Genomic DNA, 17,819 nt, shown 5'->3' with positions numbered 1-17,819 from the left:
AGGAATGACTCAACCTTTCAGGCGATCACTACTTCGAATAGGCGTCGCGCTTACGCGATGCATATCGAACACCATCAACTCGTTGTGACCGCGCACGAACCACGACGCCGGGCAATACAGCCGCTGTTGCGGCCCAATGCGCCAATAGCGTCCAAGCAATTGCCGGTTCACCCACAGATAGCCTTTGTCCCAGGCACTCATGTCGATGTAGCAATCGCCCAGTTCCTCCAACTTGATGGTGGCTTTGAAGAACATGCCGGGGCGGATCGTCGATGTATCCGTCATCGGAGGCAGACCGTCGAGATATTGCTCGTCCAGCGGCAGGCTGTGTGCCTGCCATTCCATCATTTCGTCCCCATCGAGCGTGGCCGCACCGACGATGCCTTTGAAGTCGTAGATGGCTTGTCCGTAACCGACATGACCGAAGCTGTCGACCAGAATATCCAGCACGGCTCCTGCGCCATTGGCCGGCGGGGGAATATCGACATGCTGTGTGACGTGCAAGCCGGGCTTGTTGACCCGTGACAGATAGTCGAGATACTTGCCGTTGCTGAATACCGTGCCGTAATCGCGCAGGCCTTCGATGTGCAGCATGCCACCGGTCTGCAAGGTCTTTCGATACATCACCATGCCGTGATCCTGTGCGAACAGGATCTCGTTGGGATCAGGTTTCTTCACCAACTTGGCGGGCGGCAAGTTGTCCCAGATCGACGCGTAGGGCTTTGCATCGACATCGGCGAAGCGCATCGTGGCTGGTGCAGGTGGCGGCTCGGGCAGGCGATGGGTTACATGCGGGGCTATCAGTGCCCTGAACGCGTAGTAATTCGGTGTTGCCTCACCACGCTCGTTGATCGGCGCGCCGTAGTCGTAGCTGGTGATGACCGGTTCGAAACCGGAATAGTCGTTGTTCGCATTGGCGCCCGCGGTGAAACCGAAATTGGTTCCGCCGTGCACTACGTACAGATTGAACGAACGCCCTTCGGCCAGCAGCCTTCGCAACGTAGCGGCGTAGTCGCCCGTCTGGAAATCCGGATCGCCCCAGTGCGTCAGCCAACCCGGATAACCCTCGCCTACCCATACCGGCGCTTCACCGGCAATCAGCTGGCCGCCGGCAAAATCGGTGTCGCCATCCAGACCTAGTGCCGCACCTGGCACGTAGGTCTTCTCTTTTTGAATTTGCGAAAGTCCATCGGAAATCGAAAACGGACCTTCGATGCCGTGCTGCTGCCACATCGCACGCAAGCGCAACAAGTAATCGAGATCATGACCGAATGACGCATATTCGTTTTCGATCTGCATCATCAGGATCGGGCCACCACGGCTGGCCATCAGCGGCGCCAGCTTTGGCGCCACCGCATCCATATAACGTTGGACGGCCTGCATGTAGCGCGGATCATCCTTGGTGCGAACACGGATGGACGGATCGCGCAACAAATAGGGCGGCAGGCCGCCGAAATCCCATTCCGCGCAAACATAAGGGCCGGGACGCAGATAGACCCACATGCCCTCCTGCTTGCACAGTTCGATAAAACGCGCGAAATCGCGACTCCCGGTGCTGAGATCGAATACGCCCGGTTCGCTCTCGAAGCTGTTCCACATCAGGTAGACCGCGATGGTGTTGAGGCCCATCGCCTTGGCCATGCGGATGCGATGGAGCCAATACTCGGCGGGGATGCGCGCGGGGTGCATCTCGCCGCTGCGGATCTGAAAAGGCGCGCCGTCAAGCAGAAACTGTCGATGGCTTAGCTCGAAACGGTGATGTTTACCGTCAGGTACGGGCTCAACGCTCGGGCCTTTTTCCGTCGCGCCGCGCGCCAACGGCGTCGCGGCGGCGATGGGAGTGAGGATTGCAAATCGAAGGAAATCTCGTCGCTGCATGATGCCATTCCCTTTAAAATCTCGTTCGGCGGATAGCGCGGCACGCGCTCCGCCCACCACCCCGGCGCAGGCCGGAGTGGCGGAACGTACCTCATGGCGTCAATTCAAGGGTCAAAACTTCAAATGGCGCGAGTGTGATCGTGCTCACATGATCGGCATCCAGATGCTGCGGGACATCGCCCCCGGTCTTCCACACATCGCGCACGCTGAAACGGCGCGATGCACCCTGGGGTAGCTCCAACTGTTGCTGCAAGTCGATCACCGCCGTCTGTGAATGGGAACCCGGATTGCGCAGAGTGATGATCGACTTGGTCGACGACCACGATGCCCAGCCGTAAACATCCAGCCTGCCCGGATCGCCGCCGATCCAATGCGTGTCGCGCAGTACGTCCGCATTCGCCTGCGACCACTTCGCCGCATCGGCCAGCGTGTTCCAATCGTCCTTGCTCAACAGCGACGGCGTGATGTACATCTCCTGCAACTGAGTTCCAGTGGCGAAGTACGAGTGCACCTCGTTGGCGAAGTCATGGCCCGGGTCGGTATTGAGGCGGTTGTTCTTCTGCGCGTAGATGATGCCGTGGAGCATCAGCGAGTTGATCGGGAACAACGGCCCCTGGATCACGATGTTCTCGTAGGTCTGCTGGTCGCGATAGGTGATCCATTGCTCGCGCTCGGTACCGACACCGGCATGCCAGTCGTCCTCGCCGCCGCGCCAGATCGAATCGGCATAACGCAGCCAGAATGGCGAAGCCCAGGTGCCGGTGGTGAGGTTGATATAGGTATCCGGCTTGGCTTTACGGATATCCTCGATCAGCTGAATCGCCGCGGCGAAGTCGCTGGTGAAACGGCTGCCGGGAAACACGCTGCTGACATTGCCGGTACCGTCGAACTTGAATTGATTGATGCCATCCTTGTCCAGCAGCTCCATCACGGCGTCATGGAAACGCTGGTAGTACTTGGGGCCGGACAACGCGAAGCCGCCGTCGATGATCTCGTAACCGGCCGCCTTGCCGTTCGTTATCCGTTCCTCTTTGGGCGAACTGTAGCCGCCCCACGGCGATAGCCATACGCCGGGCGCCGCACCGTACTTGGCCGCCGCCTCTCGCAATGGCACGAAGCCGTGCGGAAAGTCCTTGCTGAAATGCCAGCTGCCGCTGCGATCGTCCCAACCATCGTCGAACAGAAACGAATTGAGTTTCACACCGCGCTTCACGCTCAGCTCCTGGCCGAAGGCGTTGATGCGATCCACCGCTTCCGCTTCGGTGTACGGCGTAAAATAGCCAATGTCGTACCACGAGTTGTAATGCAGAAATGGCCGGTAGGGATGCGCCCGCTCGCGTTCAACGTAGGCCGCGAAGTCGCGCCGCAATTGATCGTCGTGGGTGACGCCAGCCACCGCGGAATAAGTCACGGACTGCCCTTTCGGCAAAGGCAGCCCCTCGTCCATCCACAAGTGGATCTGCGTGCCGCGCACTTCGCTGCTGGACAAGGGTTGCTCGAAACCGACATAGTCGTGCCCCGCAACCACCGGCGAACCCTGCACCGTGCCGATCACTTCAGCGTGATCCGCCCTGAGCTGCAGCAGGTCGATGCGCGAAATATCCTCGCTCTTCTTCAGTGCCGTGACAGTGACGATCTCGCGCATGTAGTCGCTGCCTTCACGCTGTACCCATTGCCAATCCACGCGGATGCGGCCGTCCGCGTCGCCGAAACTCGCCTTGATGGCGTGCCCAGGCAAGCGTTCGGCTTCGCGCGAAGCACGCGGATCGGCCTTCAGCACTACCTCCGTGACCGGGGTCAACAGTGACAATTGCGACGCATCCAATTTTTTGCCACTACGCAAGGCCAATGCGAATGGAGAGACGACTGGAATGTCGCGCTGATTGACATGATCCGTAAGCACCATGTTCTGCACGTGACCACCGACCCGTTGCCAGCGCACCGATATCGCTGCGTTGCCAAACGAATGGGAATCAGGAGCTGGCTCGGCGAACGAGCGCGGAACAATGGCCGCGACACCGGCCGATGCCGCGAACATGCCAAGGACAAACAACTTGCGTCGAACCGCGGCGCGATCGCGACGATGCAACTTCGATGGATTGGGCATATCACTAAGTCTCGAGGAGTTGATCCAACGCCCGAAGGCTGCGGCAGCTACCGCAGCCTTCGAACGTGGGAGCATGGGCAAGATCAATAATCGTACGTCACGCCGAATCGCACGTACCGCGGTGTCTGCAGCAGCATCGCCGTTCCATAGAGCGGATTCGGCGCGGCCGGCACAGTTCCCGTGTTGTATTCCGGGTATTCATTGAGCGGCACCTGGCCATTGAACAGGTTGACCACATCCAGACTGAAGCCCAGCTTGTGTGCGGCGAATGCCGGTCGATAGCGGACGCCCACATCGACCTGCTTCATCCACGGTAGACGACCGGCAGCACCGGGCGGTGACGGCTGACCGCCGCACCACTGATAAAGCGAACCGTAACCCACCGGGTCGGTTTGGTTCGGACCGTACAGACCCAGACAATACTTGGGACCGCCCGAGACCAAACTCAGATTTGCCGAGACCTGCCATTCCGGCGTGAGCTGGTAGTAGCCGTAGGCTTTCAGCTGGTGCGTGTGGTCTTCACCCTGTGGACCGATACCGTATTGCATCAACTGCGGGAAATCCCAGTACGTGTTCTGGGTTGCGGCAAGCGCCATGATGTCGGTTTCGCCCATGCCCTCGTTGTTGCCGTAGCTGCGCGAGAACACGTAATCGATCTTGCCGTACCAGTGCCCGTCGAACGGGTGCTCCAAGAAACCCTCCAGGCCATAGTACTTGCGCACCATCGCCGGGAAGCCCATTTCCGCATTGGTCAGCGTCACGTTATGGAAAGCGCCGGTGGGGTCCTCCACGGCAAATGTGTTGGCTTGACCAGGGTTGATGTAATAACAGCTGGCGTTGTTGACGTCGGTGATACCCAACGAGGCCGCTTTGTTGATGACTGTCTGGATATCGCAGTAATCGTCGATGTCGTGCCGCAGGATACGACGCGTCAGTTTGGCCCCGTAGATCCACGAAGAGCCCGCCGTTTTGGTGAAGCCCAGGATGAATTCATCCTGATCTTCGGCCTTCAGTTTCTGCACCGTAACTGTGCGCGGATCGGGCGTCTGCCCAAAGGCATTGTCTGCCGACACCGGCCCCGATACTTGCGTCAAACCCGTGGGCGTGCCGTCGCCGGCGATACCGCTATAGGTAAAGTACTGCTGCGTGCTGGTGTAACCGTTGGCCGGGCCGCCCGGTGCAAGCGGCGCACCGAGATAGTAACGACCCGCATTGCCATACACCTTGAAGCTGCCATCGCCGTTGACGTCCCAACTGAAGCCAAGACGCGGCGCCCACTGCGGCTTGGTCTGCGCCATGTACGACTGACCCGCGGCATTGGTGTTGTTGAAACCATCGTCACGCAGACCCAGCGACACCAACCAGCGATCGCTGACCTGCCACTGGTCTTCGATGTATTCCGCGCGTTGCTTGGTCACTAGATTCGCGCCACCGATGAACATGTTCTTGCTGACGTAATAGCCCGACGCGCCATTGGGATAGTTGGCCAGCGCGCCGACGCCAAGCGCCGGAATCAACGCCACGGTCGGATCGGGTGTATAGCCGTAGTTCCAGCCATAACCTGGGCCAGAGGTGTTATTGCCCTGATCGTAGGCACCGGAGGTCAAGTTATCGATACCTGCGGTGATCGTGTGATCGCCCAGCACGTAGCTCAGGCTGACGCGCAGGTTGCTGGTACGGTAGTAAGGATTGTAGAGAGAGCTGACGGTCTGGATGCCATTGTTCGGCACTCCATTATTGAGCGACGGATTCTGATACGTGGCGCCGGAGATGTAAGTAGCATCAGGGTTGTAGTCCACCGGCGTGCTGTAATTGAATGTCTTCATCTTGCCGTACAAGGCTGTGAAGGTCAGATTGTCCGTGATGTAGCTGGTGAACTTCGCCGACAGCAGATCGCCACCGCTCTTGGTGTCATTGGCGTAGCCCTTGAACGTGGTTTCCTGCAGCTTGTTGTAGTCGTAGTTGTAGATCGAGCCGAGCCCTTCCTCCTTGCTGGAGGCACCCGTTAGTTCGAGCAGGTTCTTGTCGGTGATGTTCCAGTTGATCTTGGCGTACCACTTCGGCAAACGCGTCTTGTAGTTTTCGGCAGTGCCCGGCGCGGTCGCGCTGCTGCCCTGCCCGTTGGCCACGCTACCCACCGTCTGGCCGCCGACGTCGCTCATTTCAGTCGAAACGAAGAAGAACAGCTTGTCCTTGATGATCGGACCGCCGACATAGGCGTCGTAAACGGACGTCCAGTGGTTGTTTTTGCTGTTGGGATCGAACAAATTCCCCGCCACAGGCGACGGCGGCAGTCCGTTCGCATAGTACGTATTGTCCTGGCTGCTGCGCAGACCTTCCGGCTCGTACAGCATTTGTCCGCCGAAGTGCCATTCGTTGGTGCCGCTCTTGCCGATCATGTTGAGCACACCACCGTCGGAACGGCCGTATTGGGCGCTGTAGCCGCCCGTATAGACTTCTTCCTGGTCGATCGAGCCATAAGGCAACGTGATGCCGCCCTGGCCAAGATAGGGATCGGTGGTGTTGAAACCGTTGATGTAATACGCGTTCTCTTGCACCGACGAGCCACCGAAGCTCACCAGCGGAACACCGGTGGTGCTGACGAATCCACCGCTATCGCCTACGGCGCCGGGTGCAAGCAGCGCAGCCGCTTCTGCCGTGCGCGGCAGAGGCAAGGCTGCCAACTGCTGGGCGGTGATCACCGTGCGCGAGTCCACCGAACTGACATCGATCGGCGGCGTGCTGTTGGCGGACACCGACACGCCCGACAGCTCCTTGGCATCCACCGGCTGGGTAAACGAAACGTTGACGCCGACACCGACGTTGAGCACCACGTGCTCGTGCGTCTGCAGCGCAGTACCGTTGCGCATCAGCGTGACCGTGTAGGTACCTACCGGCAATTGCGCGGCGTTGTATCGACCCGCGCTGTCGATGCCGATCTCACGGGTCAAACCCGTGTCGCTATGAATGACAACGCTAAGACCCTTCTCCGCCGTTACCTGACCGTAGATGTTGCTGGTCGTCGACTGGCCATAGGCGCCGGCCGATATCAACAAGGAGCCGATCACCATCACCAGGCATCTACGCTTCAACAAAACTCCGCATTTCATGGACCCACCCCTCTATCGAGTAGCTATTTTTAGAAAACCCTGCCAAAGCAGCCGTTGCTGACTTGTCGCAAACCTTTGCTCTACGCGATGGCCTCACTGGCCATCGCGATCGTGATGTCGTCACCGCTGGCTCCCCGCCGAACGGATCGCCCGTGATCAACCGGGCGCGCACGCATCGTGCGATCAACCACTCCATCGTGAATCGAACCTCTCCCGTTCGACCCGAACTTGCCCTGTGTCTATGTCACTCAACTGATAAACCTCGATATGAACTCGTAAGGCCTTCCACCAAACACTCGTCTCGGCGTTGGCCTTCTTAAAACACCACCGGCATGCCTTTACCGTGGTCGATCTTTCTTCCAAGCGGAATGAGCGGGTGCCGCCGACTGCTGTCGGCGCGGCACCCACTCCGCTCAACCGTTAGAACTTTTGCTGGTAGCGCATGTAGACGAAACGACCGATGTCATACGAGGCGTTGTAGTCGTTGTAGCTGTCCGTACCCGAATTGAAGCCGCCGCCGTAGATGTAAGGCCCCACATGGTTGAAGATGTTGTTGACGCCCAGTGAGAAGGTGCCGTTCCAAGGCGCTTTCCAATGCACCTGCAAATCGTTGAAGGTGGCTGACGCCTCTTGTGTCATCGGCGAGATGCCCACCCCCGGCGCGTAATAGTCAGGCAACGTGCACGGGAATGCCGTGGTCGTGGTCGGTGGCGGATAAGCGCAGGGACCCTTGATCGGCGAGAAGTAGCGCACCGTCCAGTCGGCACCGAAATTGCGCCAGTCCCAGCTCACGGTGAATGTGCCGCGCACGCGCCACACTGCGCCGTCGAGATTGCCCAATGCCGTGCCTGCCGTGTACTGCACCGCGGCGCCCACCGTCGGCTGCACATTGTTTGAGGCGATATACGTGCTCTGCAGGCCTAACTTGAAACGGCCGAAACTGAATTCGGGCAACGCATAGTTCACACCGAAATCCCAGCCGCGCTCCTTCAGCCAACCGGCATTGGTTTCCAGATTCATCAAGTTGATGATCTGACCAGCCAACGGTCCGGTGCCACCTTTGCGCTGGAACTGCGAGCACGCCGAAGTAATGTCGAATTCATAGCAATCGGCAAGCACCTGATCGTTGCTGATACCCGTGATCAGATTGCGAATGTTGTAGCTCCACCAATCGAGTGTGGTATTGAAGCCCGGCAACCAGGAGGGGCTGTAGACCAAACCGATATCGCCGTTGTACGCGGTTTCCGGTTTCAAGTTGGGATTGCCGCCGTTGTAGCTATTGGTAATGCCCCCGGCGCCGGGGCCTGTGACCGGTGTACCCGTAATATCCGTCTGTCGAAAATTGGCAGGCACGCCGGGAAGGCCGCCCACACCGGTGAGGCAACGCTGCGCTACCGCCGAGCTGTAGCCGTACTGCGACTGCCCGTACACCGCATCGCAAGGATCGGTGAAACCACCGGCCAGATAGAGTCCCTGATACAGATCGTTGATCGTCGGCGCACGGAAATTGGTGCTGTAGCTGGCACGCACCATGACGTCGTCAATCGGCTTCCACGCGAGCTTGAAGGAATTGTTACGCGTGCCACCGAAATTGCTGTAGTACGACCAGCGGCGCGCCACGTCGACCGAGAGGCTTTGTACGCCCGGCAGATCTTTCAGCAGCGGGGCATAAACCTCGAGATAGCCTTCGTTGAGACTGAAGCTGCCGTGATTGGGCTCGACCGAGTAGTCGCTGGAATACCCCGCTGTCGCAAAGGGATCGGTGTCGTCGTAACCTGCTTCGGTTCGATGTTGCACACCGGCTGCAATGGTGAGGTCGCCTCCAGGCAGCTCATAGACATCCCCGCTGATGTCGGCGACGGCAGCCTTTTCATCGTAGCCCGTGCGCTCGACATTGTTGATGGCAATGTAGTCGAGCATCTGTTGCGTGATGGTGCCGAGCGGATTCAAAGGCACACAACCGGCAATGATATTGCCCGGCGTACCGCAATGGACCGCACCATCGCTGCCCATGAAAGAAGGTCCCAGCGCCTGCGTCACATTGATCAGGTTGTACTGTCCGGGGCGAATGTCGACATCGCGGATCTTGCTGTCGTAGTAGTAAGCGTCCCAGTTGAAGACGTGATCGTCGAAACTGAAATCACCTTCCAGGCCGGCGCTATAACGATAGTTTTTGGAGGTGTTGTCGTTGGTATAGAGGTTCTGCGGAAACTGGCGTTCGAATTGCACGTCCTGCGGCGTCTGGCCCGGCGCGTTGTACGGGTTGTAGTAGCTCTGCGCGGAAAGCACGATCGGGAACTGCGGCAGATTCGGCGGATTGCTGGATTGGCCGCTGTACAAATAGCTCGGCCCACCGGCACCGCCGTTGTAGCTCTGGTTGTAACCGAACTCGATATGCGCAGTGATGTGGTCGGTGATCTTGTAGCGATCGGCCAGATACAGATTCTTGGTTTTGTTGGGACTGAGGATGGTGCTCAGATTGTTATAGTTGTAGATGTACGACCCTGCATTGGCGAGGCTGGAAACATTGCCGTTCGCGCTATAGGTTCGCGGCTGCCGAAAGGAGTAATCCGCAAGAATGGACGAATTGCCGCCCGGATTCAGAACCAGTGTGTTATCGCCGGGGATAAGCGGATTCGTCTGCGGCGAATTGAGAATGAAACCGCTGTTCGGTGGTAACGAGCTAAGTCCGAAATAGGGGTAATGATTGGTTTGGGGATAGGCCGACCATGGACGATCGCCACCCCAGACCGACCCTTGATATTGGTAAGAAACACTGCCGATCAGCGAGTTGCGCTCGGTGGAGGTGCCTGCCGTTACGCTGTACTGCGCCTGGGCACCGTCTTCATGCGGCATGTATTCGCCGGCATAGGTATCGATCTGCACACCTTTGAAGTTCTTGATCGTGACGATGTTGATCACGCCAGCAATGGCGTCGGAACCGTAGATCGCCGAAGCACCGCTACCCAGAATGTCGATATGGTCGACGATCGCGGCGGGGATCACGCTGATATCCGTGTAACCGCCATGCACGGCGCCGATGCGCTGACCGTCCACCAGCACCAACGTACGTTGCGCGCCGAGGCCGCGCAAATCGATGAAGGTTCCGCCCTGATTGGGGCCCAGCGACGCAGCGTCGCCGCGGCTCAAGTCCGGCGTTGCTGCGGAAGGAAGGTTTTGCAGCAGCTGGCCGACGGTGGCAAAGCCCTGACGCTCGATATCCTGCTTCGAGATGGTGATGGTCGGCAGCGCCGTTTCCATGTCGACGCCGCGAATATTCGTGCCGGTTACGGTGACCTGTTCCAGCTGCACCGCCTTCTTCGACGATGGCGACGACGTAGCGCTCGATGTCGACGTGGAACTCTGATTGGTCGAACTAGTGCTCTGGGCTGCGTTCGTAGCAGCCCCGCTAGTTGTTGCTGCGCTCGGGGTGTTGGTTTGTGCCCAAGCACTCCCGGCAAGCGCGAAACTTCCCGTCACGCAAACCACCTGCATTGCCGTCAGCGACTTGCGGATGGATATCGCCAACAACTTTCTGCTCTTGCCATCGACGGCAAGCCGACAACCGTTCACAGCACGCATGACTACCCTCTCCCTTTTTTATCGCCTGCGCAGATATGACCTCTCCCTCTGCTGCAGGCGGTTATGGATGCTCGTGGAAACGTCCCCATCCCACGAACCCGTTCACCCTCATCATTTTTTAAGCGCAAGCCTTCCCCGCCGGACGGATAGCCGTCCGGTTAATCTCTTCCTCGTTTGTCACGTCAGACGTTGCACCTTTACTTGAGGTAACAACGCCTCTACCGTCCGTCGCTCGACGAAACCGGTCTCCTCACCCAGCGCATTAGACGCACCACAAGCCACGCCCAATCGCAGGGTTTGTTCCAAACTCATATCGCGCGCTATACCCACCGCCATCCCGGCCAGTAGGCAATCGCCCGAACCAACGGTGTTGCGAACCTGAGGCAGCGATAGTCCGGCGTGCCAGATTCCACTGGGATCGCCGGTCGTTACACCCAGCGCACCCAACGTCACCACGGGCATAACCACGCCGTGCGCCTGCAACTCGCCCACAGCCTCGATCGCAGCATCAAGATCGGCGACAGGTTTCCCGCGCAACTCGCCGATCTCGTCACGATTGGGCTTGACCAAGAAAGGCTTCGCGTCCACCGCGTGCCGCATCGCGTCGCCACTCGCATCGACCAGGCAGCGTTTACCGCTGCTTTTGACGTAATCGACCAATTCGGCATACACGGTCGACGGAAAGCCGCGCGGCAAACTGCCGGACAGAATCACCAAATCGCTTTCGTCGACGCTGCGGCGAAAATCCAGCAGCAAGGCATCACATTCGGCGGGTGACAGCAGCGGCCCCTGCCCCAGCACTTCGGTGATGCTGCCGTCGGCCTCCTGCAAGGCCAGGCAATGGCGCAATTCGCCGGCGATCTCCACGCCATGGAACAACACGCCGCGCTCGCTCATGCGCTGGCAGATCAGATGGCGATGCATGGCATCGATCAGGCCCACCAGCTGCACGCGTTCACCAAGCGCGGCGATGGTCTGCGCCACATGCACACCTTTGCCGCCGGGATAAACCTGCTCCGCACGCACGCGGTGAACCTCGCCGGGTTTCAGCGCATCGAGATGGATGAAGCGATCGATGGCGGTATTGAATCCGGCGACGGTAATCATGATTTATCCGTCATCAATGCGAGCACTTCGCTCGTACTCGCCTGCCTAGTCGTACCGCCGATGCCGCGCGTCGACAAGCCGCCGCACGCGCTGCCCCAGCGCATGCAATCCAGCAAGGGCACGTCGCGCAGCCATGCATGCAGAAAACCGGCGTCGAAAGAATCGCCTGCACCTGTGCTGTCGATGGCGTCGACGGCATAGGCCGGTACGTTTAGCCATTGACCGTCGTGCACGCTGACGCAGCCTTGGCGTCCACGCTTGACGATCGTCTGTGTGCGCCCGTTCTGAACCAATGCAAGCGCTTCGCGCATGTCGCTGCGGCCCGTGATGGCCTGCAGCTCTTGTTCGTTGGGTAGGAAGACATCCACTTCGCGCAAGGTATCGAACAGATCGCTTTCCCATTGCTGTTCCGGATCGAAGCCGGGATCGAGCGACGTAGTCAGCCCTAACGATGCGGCACGCGCGAACAGCTCACGGCAACCGGGCCGCAACGCCTTCTGCAAGTAATACGAGGAGACATGCAGATGATCGGCTGCCCTCAACCATTCGTCTTCGATTTCCTCGGCCCGCAATTCAGCGATCGCACCGGCGAACGTCACCAAGGCGCGATCCTGCGGCGTAGACAGAGAAACGGTAACGCCCGTGCGCTGGGAACCGTCCGGCCGCAACGACGTAACATCGATACCGGCATCCTGCAATGCCTCTAGACAGAACTTGCCCGACGCATCCGTGCCCAATCTGCCGTGAAAGGCCACCTGATTGCCGAGCCGCGCCAGACCCATCGCACAGATCATCGACGAGCTGCCCGGCGTCATCACGAAATCGTCGGCCAATACTTCCTTGCCCGGCATGGGCAGCGCGTGACAACCCTTGAACACGAAGTCGACATTGATTTCGCCGACGACCAGGATGCGCACGGGATGGTGGGTGGGTTTCACGGCGTCGCTCCGTGAATCGCAAAATCTTCTACGACGCGCGTGAGCACCCCCTCGGAAGGCGTGTCGGGTTTGCCGCCAAGTTGCAGACAGCGGAAAAAGGCCAACAGCTGCATGGTGACGATGCCAGCGAGCACGGTAGGTATTTCCGTACCGCTCATCGACGTGGATGGCGTAACAAGAACGTCGTTGGCACCGAGCACATCATCGGGCACGTCATCGCCGATCACCAACTTCGCCATGCCGAGCTGCTTGCGCGACAACTCGCGCAGCACGTCGCACTCGTAGCGACGTACCGCCGGATCCGTCGAAAGCAGCGCCACAATCAGCGTGGAAGGATGGACGAAGGACATCGGCCCATGCCGCAGCCCAAGAAAGGTCTCGGCCATCGTGATGACTTGGCCACCCGTCATCTCCAGCATTTTCAGTGCACCTTCGCGTGCTGCACCAAACGCTGCGCCGCTACCGAGATAGACCACGGAAGTGAAGTCGCGCTGTGCGAGCGCCGCGACGGTATCGGATTGCGTATCGAAGATGTGCTGCGCGCCGGATGCCGCGCGAGTGATTGCGTTAGCGACGAGTTCCTCGCGCGTGCCTTGCAATAATCCACTGCCGCCTAGCAACAGATTGGTGAAGCTGCTGGTCATCACCAGGCTGCGGTCGTTGGTGCGCTCATCCAGCACCAGCACCGTGACGCGCGGATCGTTGCGGTAGTGCGTGGCGAGCTTGCCGTCAGCGTTGCACGTGATAACCAGGTGGCGCCACGCCGGTGCTTCGGCCAGCAGCGTACTCATCACGCCACCGCTTTCCGGGCTATCGCCCGAACGCGCCAGCGAGATCAGCAGCCCCGGCCCCGGCGGCAGTACGCTGCGCCAATGCGTAAGCAAGGTACCGGCAGCGATCGCCTGCACCGGGACACCAAGACCCGACTGCAATAGAGGCGCCAGGCATTCGCCGATATACATGGAGCTGCCCGAACCGGTCAGCACGATGTGACCCGGCTGCTGATTGAGCGCTTTCGCCAGTCGCTGTTGCACTACCGTGCTGTGCAATAGATCGAAAGTGTCCTGCCAGGTGGCGGGCTGCTGCAGAATTTCGCGCAACGTGTCCGCGTAACCCGCAGCCTGCTGCGCTTCAGCCGGCTGCGCCTGAAGTGCCTCCAGCCCTTCTTTTTCTTTCGTTTTCTTATGAAGTATTGACATTTTGCTCAATTCGCTCGAATGTGAAACCATCCGATGACGCTCACAGAGTATTCGAAATGAAAGATCAGTTACAACACCTTTCGAAAGCTTCCGAAAAGTTTTCGCAACTGTCCCTCTCCCACGGCAAGCGCACCCGCTTGTGGCGCCTGATGTACGGCCACGGTCCGCGCAATGGCAGTTTGCTCGTACTCCCGCTGGATCAGGGTCTAGAGCACGGCCCGACCGACTTTTTCCCCCATCCCCCTGCCGTCGATCCGGCCTACCAGTTCCGGCTCGCGGTGGAGGGGAATTTTTCGGCGATCGCGCTCGGTGTGGGGTTGGCAGAGAAATACATGGGCGAGTGGTGCGGGCGGATTCCGCTGATTCTCAAGCTCAATGGCAAGACCAATATTCCTAGTGATGCGGAGGCCACCTCGCCGCTGTTCGCTTCGGTGGAAGACGCCGTGCGGCTCGGCGCCGACGCCGTCGGCTACACCATGTATGTAGGTTCGCCGCGCCAGCATGACGAATTCCGCCAGTTCGAAAAAGTGCGGCAGGATTGCGAGCGCTTCGGCATGCCCCTGGTGTTGTGGTCGTATCCGCGCGGCGCGGCGATCGATGCCAAGGGTGGCAAGGGCAGTTTGTACGCGCAGGATTACGCCGCACGCGTAGCGCTGGAACTGGGCGCCGATATCGTGAAACTGCACGAGCCGGACGACAGCACCGCTCATTCCCCAGCGCCATACAACACGTTGCAGGAAGACGCATCGGCACGCACGGAGCGCGTGGTACGTTCGGCCGGACGTACCATGGTGCTGTTCTCCGGCGGCGAAAAGAACGACGACGATGCGGCGGTACTGCGCAAGGTGGAGTTCTACATGGCGTCGGGCGCACACGGTGTGATGTTTGGCCGCAATATGTGGCTGCGCCCGCTCGACAAAGCGATTGCGTTGGTGCAGCAAGTGCATCAGATCATGGCCAAGTATCCGCGCTAAGCTGCCCTACTCCCTCTCCCCTCCGGGGAGAGGGCTGGGGTGAGGGGACAATCTTGCGCAATTGGTGAATCGAAGCAGGCTTTGATATAGGTCATCGCAAGATTGGCCCCTCACCTCAATCCTCTCCCCGCAGGGGAGAGGAGGCAAAAGCAAAGAGCTTTCTTAATTTGATGCCACACAGCAAACGCAAACCCCCAAACCAACGTTGGTCGTTCCGCACGCAAACGCGTGCCGGCTGCTTTTGCTGCGCACCTCCCAGCGGTACCGGCACGATCCAAGCCGGCAACGGCAAAAATCCGTTGCAAACCGCGCCCGACCGAAGCAAAGCGGATCTGCGGCTAAACGATTTCAAACCCCGCAGCATGTTGCGCGTACCGAAGACGCGCATTGAGCAGCCGCGTTTTCCAGTGATCGACGCACATACGCATCTCACGTGGTCGAGCAAGGTGCGCAACGGTGTTTCGGTGGGCGAAGACATCATCGTTTTTGCAAAGCCGGAAGATCTATTGCCGGTGATGGACCGCAAAGGCGTCCGCACCTTGGTCAACCTCACCGGTGGCGTCGGCGCCGGCCTCGAACAAACCATCCGCCTGTTCGACCAAGCTGCCCCGGGGCGCTTCCTCACGCTCACTGAACCGTCGTACGAATATTTCCCCGAGCCGAACTTCGCGCAGCTGCAGGCGGACGCGATCACTCATGCCCATCGGGTCGGCGCGCGCGGACTGAAGTTGCTGAAGACATTGGGCCTGTATCTGCGTGAGCACGTCGATTCAGGGCCGCTGGTCGCGGTGGATGACCCGCGCTTCGATCCCATGTGGGAAGCCTGCGCGGCGTACAACATGCCGGTGTTCCTGCACGTATCCGACCCGGAGGCGTTCTTTCTGCCGACCGACGAATACAACGAGCGCTACGAGGAACTGGCCAAGCACCCGGACTGGTCGTTCTACGGCCCGGAGTTTCCCAGCAATGCAGAAATCCTCGCCGCCCGCGACCGTCTGATCGCCCGCCATCCAAAGACCACCTTTGCCCTGATGCACGTGGGCAACTGGGCCGAAAACCTCGAGGCCGTCGCGGACTGCCTGGATCGCTTTCCCAATACTCTTGTGGATATCAGCGCGCGTATCGGCGAACTGGGTCGCCAGCCGCGCACCGCGCAGCGCTTTTTCGACCGCTATCAGGACCGCATCCTGTTTGGTACGGATGCCGTGCCCTCCCCCTACGGCGACGATGTCCCCCAGCAGCTGTTCGGCGACGAGCTTTACGAAATCTATTACCGCTTCCTCGAAACCGAGGACGAGTACTTCGACTACGCCCCGGCTGAAACGCCCCCGCAAGGTCGCTGGTCGATCTACGGCCTGGGCCTGACAGACACGATTCTGCGCAAGATATACCATGACAATGCCGCCCGACTTTTAAGCATTGACCATGAGTGAAGCCCACGCCTCCGTTCCCGTACATCGCCTATTGGTCGAGGAGCGCCGACGCCTGATCGTCGATTACGTGGAAACCCATGGTCGCGCTACGGTTGAAGAGTTGGCCGCCCGCTTCGGTACGTCATCCGTCACCATTCGCAACGACTTGGAAATGCTCGCGCGCGGCGCGATGATCGCGCGTTCGCACGGCGGCGCACTGCCGGTCACCCAGCCCACGACCAATGACATACCGCTCAACATCAAGGAGACGCGCTCGCATCCGCAGAAGCTGCGCATCGGTCAGGCGGCGGCAAAACTGATCCAGAACGGCGAAACGATCATCCTCGACTCCGGCTCCACGACTGCAGAGATCGCCCGTCAGATCCGTCAGATGAAATTCGAGTCGCTGACGGTGGTGACCAACGCGTTGAACATCGCGCTGGAATTGTCGGGCCTGCCGAATATCCGCGTGATGATGCTCGGCGGCCTGTTGCGGCAGACGTCGTATTCGCTGGTGGGCCCTGACGCGGAACAGGCGTTGTCGCGCATCTCCGCCGATCGCTTATTCCTCGGCGTGGACGGTCTCGATCCGGTGGTTGGCGTCACCACACCCGATCCGTTGGAAGCCTCGCTCAATGCGCTGATGATCCGCGTATCCCGCGAAACCATCGCCGTGTTCGACGCCAGCAAGCTGGGGCAACGCAGCCTCTCGGTCATCACGCCAGTGCGGAATCTGCATACCGTCATTACCGATAGCAGCGCCGCACCGGACATGGTCGAGGCGCTGCGCCATGCGGGCGTCGAGGTGATGCTGGTCTGACCTTACGTGTGGAGCTGCGCCCGCTCCAACGCCGCAATATGCCGCTCCAATCGCGGCCCCAGATAACACTGCGAACCGCACGGCAACAAACCCACTTCATGGAACGCGCGCAGATACCAGGCGGGTGAGCGCAGCTGCAGATCCTGATGATCGCCATCCGGGTCATCGCGGTTGGTGAATACTTCCAGAAAGGCAACGCCCTCCAGCATCTCGCCGATACCGATGAGCCCCGCGCGTATTTCCGCAGGCTTGAGGTAGTGCAATACGTCCGTGCACACGATCAGATCGAAACGCGTGTCGAAACGCAGCTCAGCCAATTGGCTGAAACGCGCCAAGCCAATGTTGCGGCTACGACCGAAACGCCGCACCACATATTCGCTGGAGTCGAGGCCGCGATAATGGATATCCGGCCGCAAGGCACGCAGCGGCGCCCGCCACACACCTTCGCCGCAGCCCACGTCGAGCACATTGCTGATCGGCCGGCCTAGGTAGTACTCCGCTTGCGCCACTACCATGGCCACCTTGCGCTTCAAGGCGGCGGTCGAGCTCACGGCATGCTTCGGGTCGCGGTACCACTTGTCGAAATACGCCTGGTCGTAAGTTTTGGGCATGGTTCGGCTCCATTACAAGCATGTGATAGTAACTCCGGGTTAACGATACGGCCCGGATTTTGTGAATCGCAGCGGAATATT

11 protein-coding genes are annotated in these 17,819 nt (G+C 59.6%); 3 read left to right on the top strand and 8 right to left on the bottom strand.

Translation table 11 applies throughout. The features are described from left to right. Positions 1-9 precede the first annotated feature (9 nt). From QQL64_RS02180 to QQL64_RS02150, 7 genes are all read right to left on the bottom strand, one after another. The gene (locus tag QQL64_RS02180) at positions 10-1,878 is read right to left on the bottom strand and encodes a beta-galactosidase (protein WP_284395551.1); all 1,869 of its coding nucleotides are present in this window, start codon (positions 1,876-1,878) and stop codon (positions 10-12) included. Between the two features lie 91 nt (positions 1,879-1,969). Then, positions 1,970-4,060 (bottom strand): alpha-galactosidase, encoded by a 2,091-nt coding sequence (locus QQL64_RS02175; RefSeq protein ID WP_284395550.1) that lies wholly within the window; start codon positions 4,058-4,060, stop codon positions 1,970-1,972. Between the two features lie 8 nt (positions 4,061-4,068). Beyond that, positions 4,069-7,077 (bottom strand): TonB-dependent receptor, encoded by a 3,009-nt coding sequence (locus tag QQL64_RS02170; protein WP_284395549.1) that lies wholly within the window; start codon positions 7,075-7,077, stop codon positions 4,069-4,071. Positions 7,078-7,515: 438 nt separating this feature from the next. Next, positions 7,516-10,677: a TonB-dependent receptor domain-containing protein gene (locus QQL64_RS02165; RefSeq protein ID WP_284395548.1), complete on the bottom strand. Its 3,162-nt coding sequence runs from the start codon at positions 10,675-10,677 to the stop codon at positions 7,516-7,518. A 177-nt stretch (positions 10,678-10,854) separates the two neighbouring features. Continuing rightward, a complete protein-coding gene (locus QQL64_RS02160) occupies positions 10,855-11,784 on the bottom strand; it encodes a 1-phosphofructokinase family hexose kinase (RefSeq protein WP_284395547.1) in 930 nt (309 codons plus the stop codon). Continuing rightward, on the bottom strand, positions 11,781-12,722 hold the full coding sequence (locus tag QQL64_RS02155; protein ID WP_284395546.1) for a carbohydrate kinase family protein: 942 nt from the start codon (positions 12,720-12,722) through the stop codon (positions 11,781-11,783). The genes QQL64_RS02160 and QQL64_RS02155 overlap by 4 nt, the downstream gene beginning before the upstream one ends. Then, entirely contained in the window at positions 12,719-13,921 is a 1,203-nt protein-coding gene (locus tag QQL64_RS02150) for an SIS domain-containing protein (RefSeq protein ID WP_284395545.1), read from the bottom strand. Before QQL64_RS02150 ends, QQL64_RS02155 begins: the two co-directional genes overlap by 4 nt. Positions 13,922-13,977: 56 nt before the next feature. Between QQL64_RS02150 and QQL64_RS02145 the strand changes: the two genes are divergently transcribed. The 3 genes from QQL64_RS02145 to agaR all read left to right on the top strand — a co-directional run bounded on the left by QQL64_RS02145 (position 13,978) and on the right by agaR (position 17,127). Next, positions 13,978-14,895, top strand: coding sequence for a class I fructose-bisphosphate aldolase (locus QQL64_RS02145; protein WP_284395544.1), 918 nt, complete (start codon positions 13,978-13,980; stop codon positions 14,893-14,895). 407 nt (positions 14,896-15,302) lie between these two features. After that, complete coding sequence (locus QQL64_RS02140) at positions 15,303-16,328, top strand: amidohydrolase family protein (protein WP_284395541.1); 1,026 nt, start codon at positions 15,303-15,305, stop codon at positions 16,326-16,328. After that, positions 16,321-17,127: a transcriptional repressor AgaR gene (agaR, locus tag QQL64_RS02135; protein WP_284395539.1), complete on the top strand. Its 807-nt coding sequence runs from the start codon at positions 16,321-16,323 to the stop codon at positions 17,125-17,127. The genes QQL64_RS02140 and agaR overlap by 8 nt, the downstream gene beginning before the upstream one ends. A 2-nt stretch (positions 17,128-17,129) precedes the next feature. Here agaR and QQL64_RS02130 read toward each other — a convergent pair whose 3' ends face one another. Further along, positions 17,130-17,738, bottom strand: a complete 609-nt coding sequence (locus QQL64_RS02130; protein ID WP_284395537.1) for a class I SAM-dependent DNA methyltransferase — start codon at positions 17,736-17,738, stop codon at positions 17,130-17,132. Positions 17,739-17,819: the final 81 nt, after the last annotated feature.

Origin of the sequence: Dyella lipolytica, assembly GCF_030160075.1 — a bacterium.
Lineage (GTDB): Bacteria > Pseudomonadota > Gammaproteobacteria > Xanthomonadales > Rhodanobacteraceae > Dyella_B > Dyella_B lipolytica.
This window is presented reverse-complemented; position numbering and strand designations above follow the sequence as displayed.

Excerpts from the sequence above, each read along its gene's own strand:
- QQL64_RS02150 (WP_284395545.1), bottom strand. The coding sequence starts at position 13,921 with ATGTCAATACTTCATAAGAAAACGAAAGAAAAAGAAGGGCTGGAGGCA.
- QQL64_RS02130 (WP_284395537.1), bottom strand. The coding sequence starts at position 17,738 with ATGCCCAAAACTTACGACCAGGCGTATTTCGACAAGTGGTACCGCGAC.
- QQL64_RS02145 (WP_284395544.1), top strand. The coding sequence starts at position 13,978 with ATGAAAGATCAGTTACAACACCTTTCGAAAGCTTCCGAAAAGTTTTCG.
- QQL64_RS02180 (WP_284395551.1), bottom strand. The coding sequence starts at position 1,878 with ATGCAGCGACGAGATTTCCTTCGATTTGCAATCCTCACTCCCATCGCC.
- QQL64_RS02175 (WP_284395550.1), bottom strand. The coding sequence starts at position 4,060 with ATGCTCCCACGTTCGAAGGCTGCGGTAGCTGCCGCAGCCTTCGGGCGT.
- QQL64_RS02160 (WP_284395547.1), bottom strand. The coding sequence starts at position 11,784 with ATGATTACCGTCGCCGGATTCAATACCGCCATCGATCGCTTCATCCAT.
- QQL64_RS02165 (WP_284395548.1), bottom strand. The coding sequence starts at position 10,677 with ATGCGTGCTGTGAACGGTTGTCGGCTTGCCGTCGATGGCAAGAGCAGA.
- agaR (WP_284395539.1), top strand. The coding sequence starts at position 16,321 with ATGAGTGAAGCCCACGCCTCCGTTCCCGTACATCGCCTATTGGTCGAG.